Raw genomic sequence first — 25,550 nt, 5'->3', positions numbered from 1 at the left:
GATCAAAACCACGACAGATCATATAACTTTTAATAAAAGACAATGAAAAAGCTAACGTATCTTACTTTATCACTATTCTCCATATTCACTTTTTCCCAGGAGATTTCTAAAGAAAGGGTAAAAACAATCCTTTCCACTCTCGCTTCAGATGAAATGAAAGGCCGTGAAATCGGAACTCAGGAAAATGAAAATGCAGCCAACTACATTGCTAAACTCTTCAAAGAAAATAATCTGGAATACTGTACCGGAAAATCTTACCTGGTACCATTTGATTATAATGGGAAAACAGCATACAATGTCTGTGGTGTCAAAAAAGGAAAAACAGATCAGTATCTTGGATTCTCAGGCCATTTTGATCATATTGGAACCAGTGATAAAAGTGGTGACAACATTTATAACGGAGCCGATGATGATGCCAGCGGAATCACGACTCTGGTAGGTATTGCCGATTATTTTAAAAACAAAAAGCCTGAATTCTCTATGGTTTTCATGGCATTTAATGGAGAGGAGAAAGGAATGCTTGGTTCAAGAGCTATCTCAACTGACACCAATCTGGATCATATTTATAATAAGCTGACAGCACTTTTCAATTTTGAAATGGTAGCCACAGAATCTCAGTGGGGAAAAAATGCATTATATATGACAGGAGACGGATTCTCTGACCTTGATGAACTGTTCAATAAAAATGCAGTAAACGGATTAAAACTCAATGCAGATCCATATGCAAAACAACAGCTGTTCTACCGTTCAGACAATGTAAGCTTTGTAAAAAAGAAAATCATTGCCCATTCATTCTCTACAGTAGATATGACGAAAGCATCTCATTACCACCATGAAAATGATGACATCAACATCGTAGATTTTGATAATATGACGCAGATCATTAATAACTTTGGAAAAACTCTGGATAAATTGAATCCTAAAAATTTTGCTCCAAAGTATAATGACCAGGTGAATTTTTAATTAAATCATTATATCAAAACCGCTGTTTCAGCGGTTTTTTTTTATGAAACAGCAAGACCTTCTTATCTTCTATTTTTATGTCATAATCAGGTTTAATTTATTCAAAAAACAAGGCTTAATAACACGGAGTTGTAACAAAAAGACATTTTTTGAAACTTATCCATTAAAGTAAAACAGGATTAAGGACGTCTTATCTTTTAATTTTACGTAATTTTGCTATCCAATTTTTTCATTGAATGAACCAATATATTAAAATACTGAAGTTCGCAAGACCTCACCAAAAATACATCTACGGAAGCTTGTTTTTCAACCTTATGTATTCTGTTTTTCAGATTGCTTCCTTAGGAACTATTCTACCGGTTTTGGGAATGCTTTTCGGAACCATTGAGGCTAAAAAATACACCCACCCACCTGTTTATTCAGGAGAGATTTTAGATTTTTTCTCTTACGCAAAAGAGTATGCCAATTATTATGTTCAGAGTTTAGTAACTGAACACGGAGCACTTAATGTTTTGGCCTGGCTTTGTGTGATAACAGCTTTTATGTTTTTACTGAGAAACCTTTTCAGATATTTAGGTTCGTTTTTACTGATCAATTATCGTGTAGGCGTTACTCAGGACCTTCGTGGAGCGATGTACAGAAAGATTCTTTCTTTACCCGTTTCCTTTTTTACAGAAAGCAGAAAAGGAGATCTGATGTCCCGTATGTCAAATGACGTAGGTGAAGTTGAAGGTAATATTTTAGGAAGTTTAGTAGAATTGATCAATGCACCTTTTATGCTGATAAGCACATTGGTGACTCTTTTCTTTTTAAGTACAGAGATGACTCTTTTCTCCCTTCTGGTATTGCCGGTAATGGGAACTATGATTGCTTTAATAGGAAAAAGCCTGAAAAAAGACTCTCATGAAGCCCAAAATGAAATGGGAACTATTTTCTCAATCGTAGATGAAACATTGAAATCTACAAAGGTGATTAAGATTTTCAGTGCAGAAAAAATAATGGACAACCGTTTTATGCAGTCAATGCAGAAATGGATCAACAGCTCTATAAGATTAGGTAGAAAAAAGGAACTTGCATCTCCGATGAGCGAATTTTTAGGTTCGGTTACGTTCTTAATTATCGCTTGGTATGGGGGAAAACAAATCATTGTAGAACAAAGTATTTCCCCTGCAGATTTCTTGGTTTTCCTGGGAATTTTCTTCCAGATTTTACCTCCTGTGAAAAGTTTGTCTCAGTCAATTTCGAATGTACAGAAAGGAGAAGCTTCTCTTGAAAGAGTTTTAGCAATTCTGGATGCTGATGTGAAAATTGATGAAATAGAAAATCCTGTTTCCATCTCAACATTAAATCATTCTATCGAGTTTAATAATATTGGCTTTTTCTACGATAAAGACCATACAATTCTTAAAAACTTCTCACTTTCTATTCCAAAAGGGAAAACAGTAGCTCTTGTAGGGCAAAGTGGAAGTGGTAAAACAACCATTGCCAATCTTTTAGCAAGATTCTATGATGTTTCTGAAGGAGAGATCATGATTGACGGCACCAATATTAAACATTTAAAATTAGATGAATACCGCAAGCTTCTGGGTATGGTAACCCAGGAATCTGTATTATTTAATGATTCCGTTTATAATAATATCCTGATGGGTAAACCTGATGCGACAAGAGAAGAGGTGATTGCTGCCGCAAAAATTGCCAATGCAGATGCATTTATCACAACACTTCCTGAAGGATATGATTCCAATATCGGAGATGATGGCGGTAAGCTTTCCGGAGGTCAAAAGCAAAGAGTTTCTATTGCGAGAGCAGTATTGAAAAACCCTCCAATTATGATTCTGGATGAAGCAACCTCTGCACTGGACACAGAATCTGAAAGATTTGTACAGGATGCACTGGAGAAAATGATGGAAAACAGAACTTCTCTGGTAATCGCCCACCGTCTTTCAACCATTCAGAAAGCAGACTGGATCGTAGTGATGGAAAAAGGCGATATTGTAGAGCAAGGAACACATCATGACCTGATCGCGAAAAAAGGAATGTATAACAAGCTTGTTGAGCTTCAAAATTTCGACTAATATTTTAATTCAATTAAAATGAACCCTATACAAGAGTATTTCTACAGAATCGAAGAGCCTGAAAGAAGTACTCTTTTATTTTTACGTGATTCTATTTTAGCTTCAGATCCGGAAAATATTACAGAAACATTCAGTTTTGGGCTTCCGTTTATCAAATACAAAAAGAAAATGCTGTGTTATTTTTATTACAGCAAAAAATACAGGAAACATTATATCAGCTTTTACCACGGTGACAAATTGGATTATCCGGAGTTGATTCTGGATGGCAGAAAGAAGTTTAAAATCCTCTTAATTGACACTGAAGAAGATCTCCCGGTAGAATTCATATTAAACCTTACAGAAGAGATTAAAAAGTATATAAAATAAAAAACTCCGGCACGAATCATCGTACCGGAGCCCTCTTTAAAAAACTTTATCATTGTGTGTTTATTCCGCTGAATTCTGCCTGTTTAATTGCCCAGGCAAGAGCATTTGCATAGAATATTGAGTTATATACATTCATTTCATAAGCAGCAACCCCATTTCCATAATTTGGTTTAGCAATTGGCTTATAATTAGTATCTGCATAGAACGGACATATCGTATCTGAGGTATTTGGAGAAGTAACTGATCCACATTGAGAGTTGAATCCACCATCTCCTACCCAGATGAAGTTTAAAGTGTTATGTTTAAATGCAGTTACACGACCTACAGTTCCTGATGGTGAAGCCGTAGAGATGTTCGTATCTCCTGAATATACTGTAATTTCACTTGAAGGAAGTCCTGTTGCATAGGTTGTAGAAGAAGCATCTTCTCCCCATTGCAATCCTCTTATATCTCCAAAAGGACCATTCAGAATTTCATCATTTGTCATGGGCAGTTTATAGATAGCTCCCGCGCTGTTTACACTTCCGGTATTTACTGATCCGTCAAAAATATTTCTGAAAAGATTCTGCATTCCGCTGTTACTTTCAGAATAAGCAACGATGACACCTCCTTTTGCCATATAATTTTTTAGAACCTGTGCATCTGCAGCACTCATTCCCCATGCATATCCTATTACAATTATATCTACAGGATTGGCTCCGGTTGTCCACGTCGTCAGCTGCGCAGTACTCGGGCTGTCTGTACCGTCTATAATCTGATCCCATCCTTCGTATTTTACGATGCTGTTGGCCAATGTTCCAAAATTAGCTGCTGCTTTAGTTACCATCCCTGATGGAGAAGTTCCTGACACATTATATCCACAACCGTTTGCACCAGTTCCGATTGTTAAAAGTTTTTTCTTTGGAACAACTACGATCACATTTACTGTACATGTCGTTGAAACTCCACCTTGGCTGTCCGAAGTAATTGTTATCGTTTTTACAGTCGTGGAAGAAGGTGATCCTGTACCCTGCAGCGTAATATTCTGATTTCCTGTTGCAGTAAATACTCCTGAACCACTGAAAGAAATTCCGTCAACCGTATTGGTTGTAATAGTGTAACTGCCCAATGTCGCAACATTCACAGGCAATGTAATCGTATTGGAGGCTGCAAGAGCTGTTCCTACTTTATACACCCCATTTACTGTTGCACTTCCACAGCTCATGGTATATGTTCCTGCAGGACTTAGTACCGTAATAGAGATCGCAGGAGTACAGGTAACAGCTGTTCCGTTTGCTTCCAGTGACACGTTATCTGTCTGGATATTCTGAGGAGTTCCCTGCCCCGGAATCTGTATCGTTTGTGTTCCTGTATTTAGAAATACTCCGGTTCCGTAAAAATTGTATCCATTGGTAGTCGTTCCGGAAATGGTATAATTACCCGGTTTTGTTACATTCACAGCAATACTCAGATAATTGGAACTAGTAAGTTCTTTTCCTTTTACATAGCTTCCCATTGCTTTGGAAGTGGAACAGTCTATAGTAAAAACAGATTTACCCATCTGTCCGCAGACACTTTTCCATTCATTATCTGCAAGGCTCCAGTAATTGAAACAATCTTCTGTGGTATTGTAAATCGTCAAACCATCATCTTTGGACTGATTGATTGTAATAGCATTTCGCTGCGCCTCAGTTAATCTGGGAATAAGGATTCCTTTATTGTTATTTCCTGAGATGACATCCAAAACGGAATTAGCATTAGGGGTAGTGGTATTAATCCCTACCGCTCCATTATTGGCCTGAGAATAAAATTTTCCAAAGGCAAATAGCAGTGCTATCAGCAAGACTTTGATTGGGGGAATTGTAAATTTTGTTTCCATCATTTTTAAGTTATAATTGTTTAATGAGTAAAATTTTTAACTAAGTCATTTATTTAACCGTCACAAAATTATCACCCACAGACAATTACATATTATTTTTCCCTACGCAATACTACTCACGCGTAGTAAAACTCACAAAACCACAGCAAATTATGATAACATATAAGCACAACCAAAAAGTTTAGTTATTTAATTCAATAATAAATTCAAAAAAATACAGGAAACCAAAACATAAAAACCATTATCATTTATTTATAAAAAAAATAATTCAATTAAAACAAATGAAACATCAATATTATATTTTAAAAACCATTTTCCATTTGGCAATTGTATTTCTGCTTATTTTAAAATGACAGCCAAGCTGAAAATTGCTCAATCCGTTTTTTTCCTGATATCTGAGAATTTCCAAAATAGATTCTTCATCATAAGAACGAAGTCTTTGATTATTGAACTCAACTGCATATTCCGGTTCACCAAAAATCAATTGATTAAACTTTAGAATATCAATCGCTGAATGTAATCTTTCCAGCTTATTTTGAATGGTTATATCTATTAATTTTTCTGGAAACTTTTCCTTGAGAATATCAGTATAGATCTGCTTGTAATCAGGTATCATATTATAGTTTTTTCATCCATTTGTACAGGGTTGTTTTAGGAATCTTATATCTTTCAACAACATCATGGGCGGTCATTGCTCCCATTTCTATTTTTTCAAGTATAAAATTCTTTACCTCCTGGGTATAAATACTTTTCCTGAAAACTATGGTACTCCCCTTTTCTTTGAATACATGATCAATTCTTGACTGCGGAGAATACAAAATCAGATGGCCGGTATAAAATCTAAAGAAATCAAATTTTAAAAGCTTACACCATTTCATCAGCATATCCGTATCAATACTTTTTGCCTGATACATCATTTCTACATGATCTTCCGGTTCGTTCAAAAATCTGGAGATTCTTTCTATTGAAATCTGATGCTCTTCTACTTTGGTTCGGATCAGGCTCCCAATATGAATGTTCTTAATATTCATCACAATGTTTTTAAAGTAAAAATATTGACAAGAAAAATAAAAAACATCATCAACCGGCACGCAACACTACGTATAAGTAACAAAAATCGGAATTTTGTTTATATTTTAATCAAAAAGCTATTGACATTGATCTCAGAGGAGATATTCAGTTTCTTCCGGATCCTGTATTTTTTACTTTCTACAGCACGAATACTGTTGTTGGTACACTGTGCAATCTTCTTGGTATCAAAATCAAGCTTCATCAAAGCACAGAAATAGAGTTCAGAATGAATCAGATTAGGATTTATTTTTAAAATATCAGGAATAAAATGAGGGAAAAACACTTGGAATTTCTCAAAAAACATGGGTGAATTATTTTCTGCCAAATTTAAAATCTCCAGGATATTTTCTTCCGAAAGATGATTGATCAACATCTGATGCTTCATCAGTTCTGCATTTGTTTTTACCAGATCCTTGATTGTGGAATCTTTCTCTTTTTTATCGGTAATCAAACCATTAATCAGCGCATCTTTCTGGGTAATAAAAACAATATCCATCAGAAAAGAGGCAATAGAAAATAAAATATTAAGCAGCTTTATTGTTTTAAAATCTTCGGTTTCTATAAATCGGCTTTTTGGCAGGAAATCAAAATCAAAGTAAAGGCATACAATAAAGTTGATACAGATCATAAACGTAATAAAAAAGATAGATAAAGCATCTTTTTTATAATTCAAAAAGAAGGGAACGGCAAACAAAAGACAAAAATAGAAATACTCAACTCCAGCATTTTTGAAAGTATACACATTAAAAAAACTCACTATAAAAGTTAGTAAGACAAATGTAAAAATGATGGAAGTTTTCAGTACGCTCCTGAATCGCCTCGTTTTCCCTTTTATTGCCATTAAAAACAGCCAGAAAAAGGTAATAACGGTAAGAAATATTGAAATCAACATATCCCCGAAAAAAGTAATAATAAAAATGGAGTAAAACAGAAATATGAAGAACAATAAAAGCAGATATCGGTTGATAAGATTTAGATAATTGCTATCAAAATCATCATTTATTTTCTCAGCTTCATCGTTGATCATCTTAAAGAAAAACTTATAAATCATCGTGTTGTTTTTATGTTTTCACAAGCTCAAGTTGGCATTCGTACTACTGAAAGCATAAATTTTCCAATATTAATAGCTTTTAAGCAACATAAAAACTCACAAAACAAAATATCTGTTTGCAATTTTCAGTGATAAAAGAATATGATTTGTGTTTTCCCTGTTCTAATTTACTAAAAATTCAAATTAAATTATTTAACCAATGACAAAAAAAAATTAATGGTAAGACCATAAAACATATTCAGTTATCCATTTTATGGCTTAAAATAGTGAATAACTTGTGTTTTTGTAGCTGCAAAATTATTCATCTTAATGAAAAAGATTTAATCCCTGAATACGCAATATTACGCATGCGTAGTTAAACTCAAATAATCATTTTTTCAAATAAAAAAGAGAGCTGCAAAGGCTCTCTTTTGTTTTTTTATATACAATACGTATTCTTAATTTTCTTTCAGCTTGGCAATCACATCCAAACCTCCTTTTGTAATATCTCCGATCTTACAGATAATCTCAGTATCCAAAGGCAGGAATACATCCATTCTGGATCCGAATTTAATAAATCCGAACTCATGCCCGGCTTTTGCTTTATCGCCTTCATTACAGTAGAAAACAATCCTTCTAGCTACATACCCGGCAATTTGTCTGAAGACAACTTTATGATTGGTCATAGTTTGTACGGCCATAGTAGTTCTTTCGTTCTCTGTAGAAGACTTTTCATGCCATGCTACCAGATATTTTCCCGGGTGGTACTTTTTGTAAATCACTTCACCCGAAACCGGATATCTACAGATGTGAACATTCAGCGGGGACATAAAAATAGAAACCTGAATGGCTTTTCCTTTTATAAATTCATCCTCATCCACTTCTTTGATCATTACCACTTTTCCGTCCACCGGAGCTATCACGTTTTCTTTGTGATCAAGGATATTACGATCCGGAACTCTGAAGAACCAGAAAACTAAACTGTAAATAACCAACAAAGGCATAATGATCAGCAGGGACCATATTTTAAGGAAATAAATTGCTAATACGCCCAAAATGATAAAAAGTATGGTCGCAACGGTAATTGTTCCTTTTGATTCTCTATGTAATTTCATGAGACTAAATAAATTTTTCTAAAATAAAGTACAAATATACGACAGGAACGCAGATAATAAAACTATCTAATCTATCTAAAACTCCTCCATGTCCTGGAATGATGTTTCCACTGTCTTTCACACCGAAATTTCTTTTCAATTGGCTTTCTACCAGATCCCCTAGCGGAGCAAAGGCGGCAACCAAAAATCCTACGATCATCCAGTTGCCTCTCAGTTCAGGCTGATAATGTTCAATAAAGTAAGATAAAACCAATGTTAACACTACGCCACCTGCATATCCCTCCCATGTTTTCTTAGGGGAAATTTTAGGTGCCATTTTATGTTTACCGAAGAACTTCCCTACCAGATAGGCAAAGGTGTCACTACTCCAGATGAGAACAAATAAGAACAGGATTTCCAAAGAGAAAGCATCACTATAGCTGGAGAACTTTGGCAGTCCCAATGCAAAACTGAATGGGAGCGCTACGTAGATAACGGTAAAAATAAGTTTCCCACTGTCGAAGTATAATTCGCTGGGAAATTTGAATAAAGTAACCACAGCAATCCCAATAAGCGCCAGTGCCAGTATTTCACTGAGCCTGAAATCAAAAAAGAAATCGTGGTTGAAATATCTTTTGGAAAAAATATAGAATATAAAAATGACTAATGGATATACCACCCATTTTTCATATCCGTTTCCAAATTTCATGATTTTAACACATTCCCACGTCCCCACCATCAGCAGCAGACTCATTAAGCCATAAAAAAGATACTGTTGTTTGATAAGACCAGGAGCAATGCTGTTCAGCAATTGCGCTCCCAGCGGAGTCGAACAAAGTATAATAACGGCTACATAGACTATACCTGATACGGTTCTTTGAATGAGATTTTTGTCCAAAATTTAAAATTTAGAAGTGGTTGCTTAATCTTCAAGCAGCAATAAAAACAGCTTTGTATTGGAATTGGAAGAACTGTCCATTTTAGACTGGCTTCCGCTGATGGAAGTAAGGTTCTTGATATTTCCGTTTCTTTTTATTTTCCCCATAGCATCATTCAGGTTGTTTACAATCTGAGAAACATTGGCAATGATGATAATTCTATCGGGAAGTCTTGAAGAATGATAATGAAGAATATTATTATGCGAAAGCATGATCCTGCCATCATAGGCGATCAGGTATTCACATGTGATGAATGCAGCATCATTAGACGGCTGCAGTTCTGAAGTATAGGCAGACCTCACAACGTTCAAAAAGTTCTGAAGTTCTTTATCCCAACAGAAAAGGTTGTGGATACCTTCTATTTTGATAATTTGATTTAAAGTTTGTAGAGCCTCCGCTTCATCTGCACAATAATTAAAAAATCCCCCCGAATGCGTAAATAATTGCGCAAACTTATAGTCAAGATCCGCATTTTTCAGCGAATCCCCAAGTTTCTCCAGGCTCTGTTTGTCCTCTTCTTCAGGCTGGTTGGTAAGTTTGCTTACAATCCTCTTGAATAAATTCAACTTAATCTATTTTTAGTCAACTTTATACAAAAATAGAAAATAAATTACAATAGTGTCCAAAATATCTCCTTAAATATGAAAAAACCTGACAATTTTCGAGGTTGTCAGGTCTTTGTAATATTTATTTTTAAGAGTCTTAAAGCTGTGTTGGGCTTTCTGGAGCCTGTATTTCGCTTTCTTCTTCTTTTTCTTTGATCTGAGGTGTTTCCACTACTACCGGCTGATCTTTTTCAGGAATAGTATTGGTAACAGGTTTCTCTGTCAATTCAGGATCCCATGCTCTTTTTCCGAAGATATCTTCTAAGTCTTCACGGAAGATCACTTCTTTTTCTAACAATTTATTTGCCAGAGCATCCAGTTTATCTTTATTTTCCTCAAGAATTCTTACTGCTCTTTCGTACTGATTTTCGATAATCAATTTGATCTCTGCATCAATTTTGGTAGCTGTTTCTTCAGAATAAGGCTTTCCGAATGAGTATTCAGACTGTCCTGAACTGTCATAATAAGAAATATTACCAATGTTCGGGCTTAATCCATAGATTGTCACCATTGCCTGAGCTCTCTTCGTTACTGTTTCCAGATCAGAAAGTGCTCCTGTAGAGATATTATTGAAGATCACCTGCTCTGCAGCTCTACCTCCCAATGTTGCACACATTTCGTCCAACATCTGCTCAGTAGTGGTAAGCTGTCTTTCTTCCGGAAGATACCATGCTGCCCCTAAAGAACGACCTCTTGGAACAATCGTTACTTTTAAAAGTGGTGATGCATGTTCTACCAACCAGGAGATTGTAGCGTGACCTGCTTCATGATAAGCAACTCTTCTCTTTTCAGATGGCTTGATGGCCATATTTTTCTTCTCAAGTCCACCGATAATTCTGTCTACCGCATCCAGGAAGTCCTGTTTTGTAACAGAAGTATGGTTATATCTTGCTGCGATTAATGCTGCTTCATTACAAACATTAGCAATATCTGCCCCACTGAATCCAGGAGTTTGTTTTGCTAAGAAATCTCTATCTACATTATCATCAAGCTTGATTTTTTTCAAGTGAACATCGAAAATCTGTCTTCTTTCGTGAAGTTCCGGAAGATCTACATAGATAGAACGGTCAAAACGACCTGCTCTCATTAATGCTTTATCAAGAATATCCGCTCTGTTGGTAGCCGCCATTACAATAACATTGACATCTGTTCCGAAACCGTCCATTTCGGTAAGAAGCTGGTTCAATGTATTTTCTCTTTCATCGTTTCCGCCAGAGAAGTTATTTTTTCCTCTTGCACGTCCGATAGCATCAATCTCGTCAATAAAGATGATCGCCGGAGATTTTGCTTTAGCCTGAGCAAAAAGGTCTCTTACTCTGGAAGCTCCTACCCCAACAAACATTTCAACGAAGTCTGAACCAGAAAGTGAGAAGAACGGAACTTTAGCTTCACCTGCAACGGCTTTTGCCAATAATGTTTTACCGGTTCCCGGAGGGCCTACTAAAAGGACTCCTTTAGGAATTTTACCTCCCAGTTTTGTATATTTTTCAGAGTTCTTCAAGAAATCTACAACTTCCTGAACTTCTTCTTTAGCTCCTTCCAATCCTGCAACATCTTTAAATGTTACCTGAATTCTTTCTTTTTCGTCGAAAAGCTTCGCTTTAGATTTACCGATAGAGAAGATTTGTCCACCAGGACCTCCACCTCCGCCCATCTTTCTGAAAAGAAGGAAGTAGAATAACCCCAGAATGGAAATCCAAACCAGCGCAGGAACTAAAATATCCATTAGTGCGCTTTTCCCTGTTCCGTAATCTTTAGTTGTTTTAATAACCGGATTGCTGGCTTTGACCTGTTCAAATTTCTGAAGGAAAAGTTGAAGGTCTCCGTATTTTACAGAAAAATCTGCTTTAGGAGCCATTTCGAAGGCAGAAAGAGGGTTGTTTTCTTTACCAGCTTTGGAAACCATTGCTGATTTTGCTTCTTTTGTTAGGAAAACATCAGCTTTCTCTATGTCTTTGTATATAATTATATTCTGAACTTTCCCTGCCTGCATTTCTCTAAAGAAACCATCTTCATCAATAGATTTTGCTGCATCACCTCCAAGGAAATTGGAGCCAAAAAATAGCAAAAGAGCTATGATTGCAATTGGAAAGAACCAGTTGAATCCTTTATTATTCATTTAGACTTTTTAAAATTTTTATTATTCATTTTCAATTTTGGTAATGACTGCGTCACCCCAAAGCTCTTCTATATCGTAGTACTCACGTACATCTTTTTGGAATATATGAACCACCACTGAAACGTAATCTACCAATACCCACATTGCATTTTCAGTACCTTCTACGTGCCAAGGTCTGTCCTGCAGTTCGTTTCTTACTTTCTTCTCAACACTTCCTGCCAATGCAGCCACCTGTGTATTTGAGTTTCCACTACATATCACGAACGTTTCTGCTACGGAGTTTTCGATGTTGGAAAGATCGAAGATCATAATATCTTCTCCTTTTACATCCTGGATAGCTTCAACGATTTTATCTATTAACGCTTGTTTTTCTGCTGTTTTATTCATTAAAAAATTACTATAATCTGCAAATTTATTGTTTTTTCTTTACTTTAACCTTACTTTTACCCTCTTAATGTCTTAAAGTTTTCTTAAATGAGCCAACTCTTCTATCTGAAAGAATGTTCTTCTACTAATGACGAAATAGCAAAGTTTTTACTTTACGGAGATTCAAATTTTATAGGGCTTCATACTTTTAATCAAACTAAAGGCCGTGGTCAGTATGGAAATGTTTGGACTCAGACTGCCGGAAAAAACCTGGCTTATACGCTGGCAGTGAATATTCAGAACATCCTTTGCTCCGACTTTATGTTCAATTATTATACCGCAATGATTATCCGGGATTTCCTTGCCAAATTGTCTGACTCTGAGGTAAAAATCAAATGGCCGAATGATATTATCCTTAAAGGTAAAAAAATCGTTGGAATTTTAATAGAAAAGAAAAAAATTAATCAAAATAATTATTTCATCATCGGAGCAGGAATTAATATCCTTCAGGACAAATTTGATGAAATATCCAATGCAGGATCCCTCCTGACGCAGACAGGCATGCAATTTGATCTGGAAGAAGTTTCATTAAATCTTCATGAATATTTGTCTGAGAAACTGAAAAACATTCCTTCTGATCAGGAAATTCTGGATGGATTCAATGCAAACCTTTTCAGAAAAGACCTGATCTCTGTCTTTGAAATTGAAAAAGAGCGACAAAATGGCATCATCCGAAATGCAGACGAAAAGGGTGAACTCTGGATTGAACTGGAAGACGGAATACGTTCCTTTTATCACAAGGAAATAAAACTACTTTACTGATTGGCTCTTTTGATATACAGATAAAGGGTAAGCGGCAAAAACACCATATTAGGCAGCCACATTGCTACAGCTGGAGACAAACTTTTATTTTCAGAAACCACTTTCAGGGCTTCAAATGAAAACACAAAAATAAAGGCCAATGAGATCCCTATTGCCAGGTTAATCCCCAATCCTCCTCTTTTCTTTTGTGAAGACAGGGAAAGTGCCAGGAATGTCAGAATAATAATAGAAACAGGCATTGATGTTCTTTGATGAAGCTCATTCAGATAAGAATTCAGGTTACTGTTTCCTCTTGCCTTTTCTCTTTCAATAAACTTTAAAAGTTCCGGAGTGGTTTTATTTTGTCCCAAAAGCTCGTTAGGGAAAAGCTCTTCCGGTGAGTGACCGTAGTTTTTCCTTAATTCTATCCCGTTGCCGAGTTTTTCGGTATTGTCTTTATTGATTGTTTTTTCCAGATAATTATTTAAAACAAACTGCTTTTTGGCTTTATCCCAATACACTTCGCTTGCTTTAAGCTCGTAAGTCATTTTTCTGTCTTTATCATATTTCTGATAGACAAAACTAGAACCTCTTTTTTCTCTTTTGTTCCAGGAATCAACAAAAATATATTCCGTTTTGCTCAGCTGTGAGGAAGCTGGAGCAGTTCCTAAAATCTTTTCTTTATTGGCCGCATTATAGGTATACGCTTCCAGTTCATTTTTCTTGATATTGGCCCATGGAAGAACCATATGGTATACCACAAGGGCAATCAATCCAATAAAAATGGAAGTTACCAGATAAGGTTTGGAAAACCTGTGAAAACTGGCCCCACTACTAATAATAGCAACAATTTCAGTATTATTCGCCATCCTGGAGGTAAAATAAATCACCGAAATAAACACCAGAATGGAAAGGAAGGTAACCACAAGATTGATAATCCAGAAGGGATAAAAGTGGATAAGAAAATAGGTCAGATCCAGTTTCGGATCAATGGCCTTGGCATTTTCTATTCTTGGAATCTTCTGCTGAACATCAATTACCAATACGACTATAGACAATAATACCAACATAAAACTAAAAGTTCCAAGGTATTTTTTAATGATATATCTGTCTACAATGTTAAGCATATTCTCTTACAGTCTTTGTCTAAGAACCGGTACTACGGAGTTTTTCCATTCGTAGAAATCTCCTGCAATAATATGTTCTCTGGCTACTTTTACTAAATCAAGATAGAAGGCAAGATTATGAATCGAAGCAATCTGTTTTGCCAGATATTCTTTAGATACAAACAGGTGGCGAAGATACGCTTTTGAATATTCACGATCTACAAAACTGGTCCCAAATTCGTCTAAAGGCGAAAAATCACGCTTCCATTTTTCATTTTTCAGGTTCATCACGCCCTGCCATGTGAAAAGCATTGCATTTCTTGCATTTCTTGTTGGCATTACACAATCCATCATATCAATTCCCAGTCCGATAGATTCAAGGATATTCCATGGAGTTCCTACTCCCATCAGATATCTTGGTTTTTCTTTTGGAAGAATGTCTGTCACTTCATCAGTGATTCTGTACATTTCTTCTTCAGGCTCTCCTACAGAAAGTCCTCCAATGGCATTTCCTTCGGCTCCTGCTTCAGAAATTACTTCTGCAGAGATTTTTCTAAGGTCGGAATAGGTAGATCCCTGAACAATAGGGAAAAGTCTTTGTTTGTATCCGTATAATTCAGGATTATCATTAGTCCATTCAATACATCTTTTCAGCCAGCGATGGGTAAGCTCCATAGATGATTTTGCCTGGTTATAATTGCAAGGATAAGGAGTACATTCGTCAAAAGCCATGAAAATATCGGCTCCGATCTGTCTTTGAATCTCCATTGATCTTTCCGGAGAGAACATGTGGTAACTTCCGTCGATGTGAGATTTGAATCTCGCACCTTCTTCGGTCATTTTTCTGTTACTAGCCAGTGAAAATACCTGAAAGCCTCCTGAATCAGTAAGGATAGGAAGATCCCAGTTCATGAATTTATGTAAACCACCTGCATCCTGCATCGTCTCCATTCCCGGACGAAGATAAAGGTGGTAAGTATTTCCCAGAATAATCTGAGCCTTAATGTCTTCTTTTAATTCTCTCTGATGAACTGTTTTCACACTTGCAACAGTTCCCACAGGCATAAAAATGGGAGTTTGAATCTTCCCGTGATCTGTGGTAATTTCCCCTGCTCTTGCTTTTCCTTCAGAGGTTTTTTCTATATTAAAAAATTTCATCTCTCTACTTTTTTAATTCACCTTGTTATCAGTGATTTCTTATAGGTTAGAAACTTCAGTACCGTTTTACCTTACCAAAGGTATTACAGCCCCGTTTTGTTTCAGTTTATCCTTTACGTATTTATCTGCTTTGGGATCTTTTTTCAGCAGTATTTCCTGTGCATCATTGGTAATCCCATCCATTTCTTCTTTGATCACATAATATTTGAAGCTTTCTACAAAGTCGTCAGATTTTACTTTATGTGACTTCAGGACAGCTCTTGTACCGGCTTCCATATTTTTGTCAGGATATACAAAGATCGCCTGATCATTGATCGCAAGATCTGCAATGATTTCTGCCATTACGCCTTTATCGATCAGATTTTTAGGCTTATCAATATAATCGCTGCACGAAAACATGCCCAGCAAAACGAAAATAAAGATCAGCTTTTTCATCAGTTTATTTTTATATTTTTTATTTAATAGTCTGATGGAACTTCGCATATACATATTCCTCCGTCTGAAAAGAATTGTTCATGCTTTGTTTCATAGTCTATTGATGATTGATTTCCACTTTAGATTTAACACTCCAAAAACGGCCTCATGGATAATTCCACCGTTCATTTTGCTTTCTCCTAAAATTCTGTTGGTAAATATAATAGGAACTTCTACAATTCTGAACCCTTTTTTAAAGGCTCTGAATTTCATTTCTATCTGAAACCCGTAACCTTTCAGCCTTACATTATCCAATCCTATTTCTTCCAATACATTTCTTGAAAAACAGACAAATCCTGCTGTAGTATCATGAATAGGAAGTCCCAATACAAATCTTACATATTTTGATGCAAAATAAGAAAGCAGTACTCTTCCCATCGGCCAGTTGACCACATTCACTCCTTTTGAGTAACGGGAACCTATGGCCATGTCTGCATTCCTGCATGCTTCAAACAATTTTGGCAGATCGCTAGGATTATGAGAAAAATCGGCATCCATCTCAAAAATATAATCATATTTATTTTCAATAGCCCATTTAAATCCATGAATATATGCCTTTCCCAACCCGTCTTTTACATGTCTTATTGAAAGATGCAAATAATGCGGATGTTTCTTCTGCATTTCTTTTACAACCTCGGCTGTTCCATCCGGGGAAGTATCATCTACAACTAAGATATGAAAGTCGTCCTCCAATGCAAAAACCGCGGAAATAATATTTTCAATATTTTCCTTTTCGTTGTATGTGGGGATAATAACGAGTTTTTTCATTTCAGTTTGCAAAGATAGTTTATTTAACCTTTTTATTTTATACAAAATAATCTATAATTTTGCAAAAATATTTCTCAGGGATTAAGCGGATGAAACAGAAACTTTTATTCAACAGATCTGAACAATACGTAAAATCGATGAGAGCAAATATTTTAACTGCGGATACATGAAACAGGTGACAGGAAATTCTGTGCCGGATTGTGCTATCAGAAGTTAAATAATAAATAATAAAAACTTAAATTTTGCCATCATCACAACACTTCATCAATCATGTAAGAATACCTGAGAATAACGACTGGGTAATCTTTATCCTCGTGGGCTGTATATTTTTATATGTTTTTATGATGAACGTCATAGAAAGGGATGCCAGTCTCAAAGATTTTCTGCTTCAAAAGTATTTTGATGCAAGCAACAACCTTCCCAGCTGGATTATCACTTCATGTGTGACGACGCTCACCTTATCTGTTTTGATCTCACAGTATATTCCTATTGTACCGAAATATATTGCCGATCTTCAGCTTTTTGGGTATCAGCTTAATAAATTCGGGTATACTTTGCTGGCGGTGCTGTTTTTTTATTTAATAAAATCAACATTAGGTTTTTTATTTTATCAAAGTATAGGAGACGGAAAAAAATGGACTATTTTTTATTTTACCTCCACAAAATTTTATTTCATTCTTACATTTTTGCTAATAATTCTTTGTGTAGCCCATTATTACTTCCCTATAGACAGAAATAAAATATTTTTGTATTATTTGTGTTTCTTTTCTTTTGTATTCATTTTCAAAGTTTTTTTCTACTTATTTCACAAGAACAAGATTCTTCCTGAAAAATGGTATTATAAATTTTTGTATATTTGCACCCTCCAAATCGCACCATTATTATTGCTTTGGAAGTTGTTATTTTTTTAATAAATGTCAATGATGAGAATAAAGTCTATATTGGTTTCTCAACCAGCGCCTAGTGAGTCTTCTCCATATTTGGATATAGCAAAGAAGGAAAAAATAAAGATTGATTTCCGTCCATTTATCCACGTTGAAGGGGTTGACAATAAAGAGCTCAGAACACAGAAAATAGATCTGACGCAGTATACCGGTATTATTTTTACCAGTAAAAATGCGATTGACCATTACTTCAGACTTGCGGAAGAACTTCGTTTTGCCGTTCCGGATACAATGAGATATATCTGCCAGTCGGAAGCAATTGCCAACTACCTTCAAAAGCATATTGTGTACAGAAAAAGAAAAATCAGCTTTGGGGAGAAAAACTTCTCAGATCTGCTTCCTCTTTTCAAAAAATTCCCAACTGAAAAATATCTGCTGCCATCTTCAGATGTTTTGAGTCCGGATATTGTGAAAACCATGGATGCATCTAATGCAGACTGGACAAGAGCAATCATGTACCGTACCGTATGCAGCGACCTTACAGATATCAACATTAAAGATTATGACATGTTGATCTTCTTTAGTCCGCAAGGAATCAAATCGCTACAACAAAACTTCCCTGGCTTCAAACAGGATGAAACCAAGATTGGTGTTTTCGGAAACACGACTTTGGCTGCCGCAGAAGAAGCTGGATTAACAGTAGATTTAATGGCACCTACGAAGGAAACTCCTTCCATGACAATGGCCCTTGAAAAGTACATTAAAGCACTTCATAAATAGTCTTTAATTATAAAAATACCATGAACCATCTTTTCAATAAAGGAAAGATGGTTTTTTTTTACCTAAATTTGAACGAAAATTAACATTGAATGAGACGTCTGCATAAATTGCTTACTTTCAGAAGAAAAGCATAAAGACAAACTCTGCTCAATAAAAAATTAAAATATCCGGATGAAAGCTCCACAGGCAAAAAAAATAGAAAAAATATTAGAAACCCACGGCGATAGAAGGACCGATAATTACTTTTGGCTGAATGAAAGGGAAAACCCTGAAGTCATCAAATATATTGAAGAGGAAAATGCCTACGAAGAATTCATCATGAAAGATACGGAAGTTCTTCAGGAAGAGCTTTTTGAAGAGATGAAAGCCCGTTATAAAAAGGATGACGAATCTCTACCCTATTTCTTTAATGAATACTGGTATATTGTACGTTATGAAGAAGGCAAGGAATATCCTATTTTCTGCAGAAAGCATAAAAGTCTTGACAACGAGGAGGAAATTGTACTTGACGTGAACGTTCTGGCAGAAGGCAAAGAATTTTTTGAAGTAGGAAGTGTAGCCGTGAGCCCCGGTAATGAACTGGCTTCTTTTTCTTCAGATGATGTAGGAAGAAGAATTTATACGCTTAATTTTAAAAATTTAAAAACCGGGGAAATTCTGCCGGATTCTATTCCAAATACAACAGGAAAAGCAGTTTGGGCGAATGATAATCAACATGTTTTCTATATTAGAAAAGATAAGAGCCTCCGTGCTTTCCAGGTATACAGACATCAGTTAGGAACTGATTCTGCTGATGATGTTCTGATCTTCCACGAAGAAGATGACACTTTTGATGTCAATGTATTTAAAACAAAATCTTTACAGTATATTTTCATAGCTAGTTCAAGTACTATCTCTGATGAGCACCGCTTTATTCCCTCTGACAACGTATTTGCAGAATGGATAACAATACAGCCCAGAATAGATGATCTCGAATATTCTGTAGAGCATTATGAAGATGAATTCTATATTATCACTAATGCTGATGATGCAATTAACTTCAAAATTGTAAAAGCAAAGATTGACAACTGCAGTATGGAAAACTGGGTGGATGTTATTCCACACCGTGCGGAAGTTTTACTGGAAGGTTTTGAAATTTTCAAAGATTATCTGGTACTTGAGGAAAGAGAGAGAGGTTTGCTTCAGATCAAAATTATTGATGAGAAGACCCAAGAGTCTTATTATTTACCTTTTTCTGACCCAACATATACAGCCTATATTGGGATTAACCTTGAATTTGACACTGAAATTCTTCGTTATGGCTATACATCTCTTACACAGCCAAGCTCCACTTACGAGTACAATATGAAGGACAAAACCACCAAGCTCCTGAAACAACAGGAAGTATTGGGTGGGAAATTTTTCCCTGAAAATTATATTTCAGAAAGAATATGGGCAGACTCCAGAGATGGGGAAGTAAAAGTTCCAATTTCTTTAGTATACCACAAAGACACCAAAAAATCCGCTGACACTCCACTTCTTCTGTATGGATATGGAAGTTATGGGCACACCGTTGATGCCAGCTTTTCAAATGTAAGATTGTCTATTCTAGACAGAGGTTTCATTTATGCTATTGCCCACATCCGTGGCGGAGAATACCTGGGAAGAGAATGGTATGAAGATGGAAAAATGTTATTCAAGAAAAATACTTTTTTCGATTTTATTGATGCAGGAAAACATTTAATCAAAGAAAATTATACATCATCGAGACATATGTATGCGATGGGAGGAAGTGCCGGAGGTTTGTTGGTAGGCGCTGTGGTCAATTATGAACCTCAGTTATTCAACGGAATTGTAGCACAGGTCCCTTTCGTAGATGTTGTTTCCACAATGCTGGATGACACGATTCCTTTGACTACCGGGGAATATGATGAATGGGGAAATCCAAATGACGAGGAGTATTATCATTATATGAAAGACTATTCTCCTTATGACAATGTAGAAGCTAAAGATTATCCTCATATGCTGATCACTACAGGATTCCATGATTCTCAGGTACAGTATTGGGAGCCTGCAAAATGGACTGCAAAACTGAGAGAACTCAAAACAAACGATAACATCTTAGTTTTTAAAACTGACATGAGCTCCGGACATGGAGGCGCCAGCGGAAGGTTTGAATCATTGAAAGAAGATGCTTTAGAGTATGCTTTTCTTTTGAAAATAAATGAAAAATAGCTTTTACATTCTCTTAATTAATTTTCAAATACAGAGTATATGTTATTATTAGTTTTTATTTCAATTGCTATTATTTAATACAAAAACAGAAAATTACAAGAATGGAAAAAAGAGAAGACTTTAAGGCCAAACAAGAGGAAAACTTACAGGACCTTCTGAAAAAAGCAAGAGAAGAAGATCTTAGAAACAAAGAAAATAATAATTTATAAAATACATTGTCACGATAAAAAATGACAGTTATAATCATATGAACGAATCTGAATATTGGAAAAAAATAGAACAGTTTTTTGAAGACAACTTCCAGACTGAAAAAAATCCACCGATTGAAACGATATTATTTTTAATTGGACTTCAGGAATTGGGAAGCGGCCAACAGAAATATACAAAAGACGATAAATTAAATATCCTTCATATCGCAGTTTGCAGATTGATGGAACCTTTTGGATATTACAAATTTTCACATTACGAAGATGGCTGGCCACACTTTGAAAAAATAGAAGATCTGCCTGAGTTAAGACCTAATGAGCAAAGCTTGCTTATGAAAAAGGCGATTATTCATTACTTTCAGGAAGAAGAATTAATTTAACAAAAAAAGCAGGATGCTCATTCAGACATCCTGCTTTTATATTATAAATGTATCCGCAACATCTTTCATTTCCTTTTTTTTCAGATGCCCAATTATTTATGAGCCAATCAGTTCTTCCAATTGTGTCAATCCCATTTTAAATCCTTCTTCAAATCCCATTTCCAAAATCTTTCTCATAACTTCCTGAGAATGGTAGTGGATATTGATGGTCACTTTAGTACCCTCTTCCACTCCTGTAAAGCCGAGCAGCCATTTTGATCTTGGAAAATCTTCATTAATATTTCCTTTTTCATCACAAAAAGCACTCATCCAGTCAAGGCTTCTGTGTTCTGTAATTTCGCCATACTGAGACTGAGCATACAGAGGTCCTTTCTCACCGTTTGGCCCTACCATTGCATACATCCAGATTCCTCCTTCTCTGAAATCCTGTTTTACCGTTTCACATCTCCAGGGTTTAGGTCCCCACCATTGATCCAATAATTCGGATTGGGTGAAATGATCCCATACCGTTGAAACATCAGCTTTATAAATTTTCATGACATACGTACTGGCAGCATCAAAATCTTTGTTGAAAATGATATTAGATTCCATATATTTTTATTTTTAATAAAGTTAGCATTTTATTTATTGAAAGGGACTTTTCATATGACAAGTAAAGGATAATTCATAAATAATTGTTAAAAAACACTCTTTTAAGAAAAAAAAAACAATTATTTGGCTCGTTTTTTGTTTATGTAGTCTTAAAAAAATTAATTTTAACATTCATTTTTCCAAAACATATATAATTAAATAATGAATAACAAATTCATCCCAATAATTTCAGTGTTTATGACGATCTCACTGATTGTCTTTGTGACGCTCCAATTTTATTGGTTGAAAGGCTATTACGGTGTACTGGAACAGGATTTTTCAAATAAAGTGTATGCAGTTTTGGAAAGTACTTCAAAAAGTATTGAAGAGATCGAAGCAGACAAATATCTGAATGAGGATTATAAGGATTTCAGAAAAAATATTCTTGCCAATAGTAAACAGCCGTCTCTAACTACAATTCAGCAGGTAGAAGACTCTGGAACTCAAAGACAGATTATTTATTCTAAAAACATTATTGAAAAAACACAGCTGCCGATTTCTCAAAAAGGGGATTCTATTAAACTCACAACCTTATATACAGACGAAGCAGCCTATAAAATAAAAAGAGATACCACCAACCGTGAACTTCTTACCACGGATATCAATCAGGAGATTGAAACCGGAGATTACTCCATGAAAGAATTTGTGAAAGTATATGGAAATAACCTCCCTATCACAAAAAGAGTGGATCCGAAAACACTTGATTCTGTCATTGCGAAAGAACTTAAAATAAGAGGAATATCTGCCAAGTTCGGATATGGAGTTCTTGACCGCAACAACAAGCTTACAAGCATCGTGAATAAAGCCTACAAAGAGAAAAAAGACAGTAATATCTACAGCTTTCCTCTTTTTGCAGACAAAAAAAACACACTGTACAGCCTCGCATTGGTTTTTCCTAAGAAAGAATACTCTCTGGCGATGAACAACTGGCCGATGCTTTTAGGAACATTTCTTTCTCTGCTTACCATTCTTGGGATTTACATTATTTCCATCAATTATATGATGAGACAGAAAAAGCTTGCTGAAGTAAAAACAGACTTCATCAACAACATGTCTCATGAGTTCAAAACACCATTGGCAACCATTTCTGTAGCAACGGATTCTTTGGCTAATGACAAAATTGCCACCAATCCGGATAAGGTAAAATATTATTCAGAACTGATAAAGCAGGAGAACTTAAGGATGAAAAAGCAGGTTGAAAACGTGCTTAATATGTCTAAACTTGAACGAAATGAAGTAGAGCTGTTTTTAAAAGAAACCAATGTAAGAGAATTGATCAAAAGGACAACAGAATCTTTCAATCTGATTGTGAAGCAAAGGAACGGTTCTCTTACCCAGAAATTCAATGCCACCCATTATAATTTTAAAATAGACGAGTTCCATATTTCAAATATGCTGGTCAACTTACTGGATAATGCCAATAAATATTCTCCTGAAGCGCCGGAAATACATGTGGAAACAAGAAATGAAGGACACTGGTATATCATTGAAATTTCCGATAAAGGAATGGGAATGGATACTCAGAATAAAACCAAAATTTTCGAAAAATTCTTCAGGGAAGAAACCGGAAATATTCACAACGTGAAAGGACAGGGATTAGGTCTTTCCTACGTGAAGAAAATTGTAGAACTGCACAAAGGACAGATTATCGTAGACTCTAATAAGGGAGATGGAAGTACGTTCACGATAAAACTCCCAATGGGATAAAATATATAAAATGATCATTGATGAATGATAAATCATCATTGACGAAAAATTAAACCAAATATCAAAATATAGAAGATAGAGTGAGGAAGTTCATTCTTAATTGTTAATTATTAATTATTAAAAATTATGAGCAACAGAATATTATTAGTAGAGGACGATCAGAGTTTTGGGGCGGTGCTTAAAGATTATTTGACAATCAATAATTTTGAAGTAACACTTGCCACTGATGGGGAGCAGGGACTTAAAGAATTTACAGAAAATGAATTCGACATCTGCATATTTGACGTAATGATGCCTAAAAAAGACGGGTTTTCATTGGCCGAAGATGTAAAAAAGATTGATAAAAATACACCGATTATATTTCTTACAGCAAGAAATATGAGAGAAGATATTTTGAAAGGATACCAGTTGGGAGCTGATGACTATATCACAAAACCTTTTGATACTGAGCTTCTTTTATATAAAATCAAGGCTATTTTACAGAGAAGCTCTACATTGGAAAATGAGGAGCAGGAGCAGTTTAAAATTAGCAATATTTTCTTTGACTCTATGCTGAGACAATTGAAAGTAGGTGATAAAGAATACAAACTTTCTCCTAAAGAAAATGAATTATTGAAGCTTCTTTGTATTCACAGAAACGATTTCATGCCTAGAGATCTTGCTTTAAGAAAGATCTGGAAAAAGGAAAATTATTTTACAGCAAGAAGTATGGACGTATATATTGCAAAACTTCGTAAGTTATTAAAAGATGACGAAGGATTGGAAATTATCAACGTTCACGGAGAAGGATTTAGACTTTTGGTAAAAAATTAATCCAAAAATCAAATTATAAGTATAAAATTAGCAAAACAATTGAAAATGTTTTGCTAATTTTGTTTCATACCCATGGATATGAAGAATACATTTATAGGTTTGATCGCCGTATCACTATTAGCTGCCTCTTGTAAAAAGGATGAGAAAGCCACTTATTTAAAAGAAGAAGCCAATGCCGGGCAATCCAGCGTTGCTCTTAATACAACCTCCAACACAACATTAATGGACCAGGCAGGTATTTCATCTGTCTCCACTCCTGCTCCAATGGCTACCGCCCCAGGGATGAATCCTCCACACGGACAACCTGGCCACCGATGCGACATTCCGGTAGGACAGCCCCTGAACAGTAAACCTGCAACAGCGGCGGCCTCACAAAATATAAATGCAAACGGAAATAATATCGTCCAGATTGATCCTAATGCAGTATCACCAGGAAAAATCACTCTTGACAACAACGGAAAACAGGCAAAAACAGCTCCGGGAATGAATCCTCCACACGGACAGCCCGGGCACCGATGTGACATCCCGGTAGGACAGCCTTTAAACAGTAAACCTGCACAAGCTCCTCAATCGGCACAAAATGTAGTTCAGACTGCTCCTGCTCCTGCACCTGCGGCACAGAATCTGGCGATGGGAGAAAAACCAAAGCTAAACCCAGCACATGGTGAACCTTGGCACAGCTGTTCTCTAAAAGTTGGTGATCCTTTGCCATAAATTTCTTATTTTTGCAGATATGAAGCTGTTTCATCTACTTGCAATAGTATTTTGCCTGGGGGTCTTTTTGATTCCCAAGGATGCCTTCTATGCGCAAGGAATGCAGGAAACATGCTGTAAAGCAGAATCTTCCAAGAAAATGGACTGCTGTAAAAATCATTCTTCAAAAAAAGACAGCAAACATGACAAAACAAAATCATGTAATGATGACTGCTGTTCATCATGTGTTGCCTGCTATACTTTTATTGAAACTCCTTTCTCAAAAAATCTACGTTTGGAACTATCTTATTACAAAGCGAATAAGAATCCTCAGTTTCAATATTCAGATCCATATATTTCAGACCGTTTAAAGGAAATCTGGCAACCGCCTAAGATAGCTTAATTAAAATATCACGAGTTCATTATACTATGTAATGAGCTGTTTTTTAAT

Annotated in this window: 26 protein-coding genes; 12 read left to right on the top strand and 14 right to left on the bottom strand. The window is 35.7% G+C overall.

Annotated elements, in window-relative coordinates:
• Nucleotides 1–42: 42 nt before the first annotated feature.
• The 3 genes from CHRYMOREF3P_RS15330 (at nt 43) to CHRYMOREF3P_RS15320 (ending at nt 3,404) form a co-directional block, all read left to right on the top strand.
• Nucleotides 43–963 (top strand): M28 family peptidase, encoded by a 921-nt coding sequence (locus CHRYMOREF3P_RS15330; RefSeq protein ID WP_180564974.1) that lies wholly within the window; start codon nt 43–45, stop codon nt 961–963.
• A 236-nt stretch (nt 964–1,199) separates the two neighbouring features.
• Complete coding sequence (locus CHRYMOREF3P_RS15325) at nt 1,200–3,038, top strand: ABC transporter ATP-binding protein (protein ID WP_077413456.1); 1,839 nt, start codon at nt 1,200–1,202, stop codon at nt 3,036–3,038.
• 18 nt (nt 3,039–3,056) lie between these two features.
• On the top strand, nt 3,057–3,404 hold the full coding sequence (locus CHRYMOREF3P_RS15320) for a DUF1801 domain-containing protein (protein ID WP_077413455.1): 348 nt from the start codon (nt 3,057–3,059) through the stop codon (nt 3,402–3,404).
• Nucleotides 3,405–3,453: 49 nt separating this feature from the next.
• Here CHRYMOREF3P_RS15320 and CHRYMOREF3P_RS15315 read toward each other — a convergent pair whose 3' ends face one another.
• The 9 genes from CHRYMOREF3P_RS15315 to rsfS form a co-directional block, all read right to left on the bottom strand.
• Nucleotides 3,454–5,265, bottom strand: coding sequence for a hypothetical protein (locus CHRYMOREF3P_RS15315; protein WP_180564973.1), 1,812 nt, complete (start codon nt 5,263–5,265; stop codon nt 3,454–3,456).
• 292 nt (nt 5,266–5,557) lie between these two features.
• The gene (locus CHRYMOREF3P_RS15310; RefSeq protein WP_077413453.1) at nt 5,558–5,878 is read right to left on the bottom strand and encodes a transposase; all 321 of its coding nucleotides are present in this window, start codon (nt 5,876–5,878) and stop codon (nt 5,558–5,560) included.
• A 1-nt stretch (nt 5,879) separates the two neighbouring features.
• Complete coding sequence (locus tag CHRYMOREF3P_RS15305; protein ID WP_077413682.1) at nt 5,880–6,293, bottom strand: transposase; 414 nt, start codon at nt 6,291–6,293, stop codon at nt 5,880–5,882.
• Between the two features lie 98 nt (nt 6,294–6,391).
• Entirely contained in the window at nt 6,392–7,384 is a 993-nt protein-coding gene (locus CHRYMOREF3P_RS15300) for a helix-turn-helix transcriptional regulator (RefSeq protein ID WP_077413452.1), read from the bottom strand.
• A gap of 437 nt (nt 7,385–7,821) precedes the next feature.
• Nucleotides 7,822–8,478 carry a phosphatidylserine decarboxylase family protein gene (locus CHRYMOREF3P_RS15295; protein WP_077413451.1) on the bottom strand — a complete coding sequence of 219 codons (657 nt, stop codon included), beginning with the start codon at nt 8,476–8,478 and terminating at the stop codon, nt 7,822–7,824.
• A gap of 4 nt (nt 8,479–8,482) precedes the next feature.
• Nucleotides 8,483–9,355 (bottom strand): phosphatidate cytidylyltransferase, encoded by an 873-nt coding sequence (locus CHRYMOREF3P_RS15290; RefSeq protein ID WP_180564972.1) that lies wholly within the window; start codon nt 9,353–9,355, stop codon nt 8,483–8,485.
• A 24-nt stretch (nt 9,356–9,379) separates the two neighbouring features.
• Nucleotides 9,380–9,961, bottom strand: a complete 582-nt coding sequence (locus CHRYMOREF3P_RS15285) for an LUD domain-containing protein (protein WP_175627176.1) — start codon at nt 9,959–9,961, stop codon at nt 9,380–9,382.
• 136 nt (nt 9,962–10,097) lie between these two features.
• Nucleotides 10,098–12,119 carry an ATP-dependent zinc metalloprotease FtsH gene (gene ftsH, locus CHRYMOREF3P_RS15280; protein ID WP_047380273.1) on the bottom strand — a complete coding sequence of 674 codons (2,022 nt, stop codon included), beginning with the start codon at nt 12,117–12,119 and terminating at the stop codon, nt 10,098–10,100.
• Nucleotides 12,120–12,140: 21 nt separating this feature from the next.
• Nucleotides 12,141–12,506: a ribosome silencing factor gene (gene rsfS, locus CHRYMOREF3P_RS15275; protein WP_047380272.1), complete on the bottom strand. Its 366-nt coding sequence runs from the start codon at nt 12,504–12,506 to the stop codon at nt 12,141–12,143.
• 87 nt (nt 12,507–12,593) lie between these two features.
• On the opposite strand from rsfS, the gene CHRYMOREF3P_RS15270 reads away from it, so the two are divergent.
• Nucleotides 12,594–13,307: a biotin--[acetyl-CoA-carboxylase] ligase gene (locus CHRYMOREF3P_RS15270; protein WP_180564971.1), complete on the top strand. Its 714-nt coding sequence runs from the start codon at nt 12,594–12,596 to the stop codon at nt 13,305–13,307.
• Here CHRYMOREF3P_RS15270 and CHRYMOREF3P_RS15265 read toward each other — a convergent pair.
• From CHRYMOREF3P_RS15265 to CHRYMOREF3P_RS15250, 4 genes are all read right to left on the bottom strand, one after another.
• Entirely contained in the window at nt 13,301–14,413 is a 1,113-nt protein-coding gene (locus CHRYMOREF3P_RS15265) for an LptF/LptG family permease (RefSeq protein ID WP_180564970.1), read from the bottom strand. The two genes, CHRYMOREF3P_RS15270 and CHRYMOREF3P_RS15265, sit on opposite strands and share 7 nt — an antisense overlap.
• 6 nt (nt 14,414–14,419) lie before the next feature.
• Complete coding sequence (gene tgt / locus CHRYMOREF3P_RS15260) at nt 14,420–15,550, bottom strand: tRNA guanosine(34) transglycosylase Tgt (protein WP_180564969.1); 1,131 nt, start codon at nt 15,548–15,550, stop codon at nt 14,420–14,422.
• A 66-nt stretch (nt 15,551–15,616) separates the two neighbouring features.
• Complete coding sequence (locus CHRYMOREF3P_RS15255; RefSeq protein ID WP_077413681.1) at nt 15,617–15,985, bottom strand: DUF4296 domain-containing protein; 369 nt, start codon at nt 15,983–15,985, stop codon at nt 15,617–15,619.
• A gap of 90 nt (nt 15,986–16,075) precedes the next feature.
• A complete protein-coding gene (locus CHRYMOREF3P_RS15250) occupies nt 16,076–16,792 on the bottom strand; it encodes a polyprenol monophosphomannose synthase (protein WP_077413447.1) in 717 nt (238 codons plus the stop codon).
• A gap of 242 nt (nt 16,793–17,034) precedes the next feature.
• Between CHRYMOREF3P_RS15250 and CHRYMOREF3P_RS15245 the strand changes: the two genes are divergently transcribed.
• The 4 genes from CHRYMOREF3P_RS15245 to CHRYMOREF3P_RS15230 all read left to right on the top strand — a co-directional run bounded on the left by CHRYMOREF3P_RS15245 (nt 17,035) and on the right by CHRYMOREF3P_RS15230 (nt 21,256).
• Nucleotides 17,035–17,703 carry a DUF4271 domain-containing protein gene (locus CHRYMOREF3P_RS15245; RefSeq protein WP_077413446.1) on the top strand — a complete coding sequence of 223 codons (669 nt, stop codon included), beginning with the start codon at nt 17,035–17,037 and terminating at the stop codon, nt 17,701–17,703.
• A gap of 12 nt (nt 17,704–17,715) precedes the next feature.
• Entirely contained in the window at nt 17,716–18,456 is a 741-nt protein-coding gene (locus CHRYMOREF3P_RS15240) for a uroporphyrinogen-III synthase (RefSeq protein ID WP_077413680.1), read from the top strand.
• A 171-nt stretch (nt 18,457–18,627) separates the two neighbouring features.
• The gene (locus CHRYMOREF3P_RS15235; protein WP_077413445.1) at nt 18,628–20,670 is read left to right on the top strand and encodes a S9 family peptidase; all 2,043 of its coding nucleotides are present in this window, start codon (nt 18,628–18,630) and stop codon (nt 20,668–20,670) included.
• Between the two features lie 247 nt (nt 20,671–20,917).
• A complete protein-coding gene (locus CHRYMOREF3P_RS15230; RefSeq protein ID WP_077413444.1) occupies nt 20,918–21,256 on the top strand; it encodes a hypothetical protein in 339 nt (112 codons plus the stop codon).
• 96 nt (nt 21,257–21,352) lie between these two features.
• On the opposite strand, the gene CHRYMOREF3P_RS15225 is transcribed toward CHRYMOREF3P_RS15230, so the two are convergent.
• Nucleotides 21,353–21,847, bottom strand: coding sequence for an SRPBCC domain-containing protein (locus CHRYMOREF3P_RS15225; RefSeq protein ID WP_180564968.1), 495 nt, complete (start codon nt 21,845–21,847; stop codon nt 21,353–21,355).
• 201 nt (nt 21,848–22,048) lie between these two features.
• Between CHRYMOREF3P_RS15225 and CHRYMOREF3P_RS15220 the strand changes: the two genes are divergently transcribed.
• From CHRYMOREF3P_RS15220 to CHRYMOREF3P_RS15205, 4 genes are all read left to right on the top strand, one after another.
• Complete coding sequence (locus CHRYMOREF3P_RS15220; RefSeq protein ID WP_077413442.1) at nt 22,049–23,593, top strand: sensor histidine kinase; 1,545 nt, start codon at nt 22,049–22,051, stop codon at nt 23,591–23,593.
• Between the two features lie 126 nt (nt 23,594–23,719).
• Nucleotides 23,720–24,406 carry a response regulator transcription factor gene (locus CHRYMOREF3P_RS15215; RefSeq protein ID WP_002982671.1) on the top strand — a complete coding sequence of 229 codons (687 nt, stop codon included), beginning with the start codon at nt 23,720–23,722 and terminating at the stop codon, nt 24,404–24,406.
• A 78-nt stretch (nt 24,407–24,484) separates the two neighbouring features.
• A complete protein-coding gene (locus CHRYMOREF3P_RS15210) occupies nt 24,485–25,120 on the top strand; it encodes a hypothetical protein (RefSeq protein WP_228408601.1) in 636 nt (211 codons plus the stop codon).
• Nucleotides 25,121–25,139: 19 nt separating this feature from the next.
• Nucleotides 25,140–25,502 (top strand): hypothetical protein, encoded by a 363-nt coding sequence (locus tag CHRYMOREF3P_RS15205; RefSeq protein ID WP_232539042.1) that lies wholly within the window; start codon nt 25,140–25,142, stop codon nt 25,500–25,502.
• Nucleotides 25,503–25,550: the final 48 nt, after the last annotated feature.

The sequence above is a fragment of the Chryseobacterium sp. JV274 genome (genome assembly GCF_903969135.1).
GTDB lineage: Bacteria > Bacteroidota > Bacteroidia > Flavobacteriales > Weeksellaceae > Chryseobacterium.
This window is presented reverse-complemented; position numbering and strand designations above follow the sequence as displayed.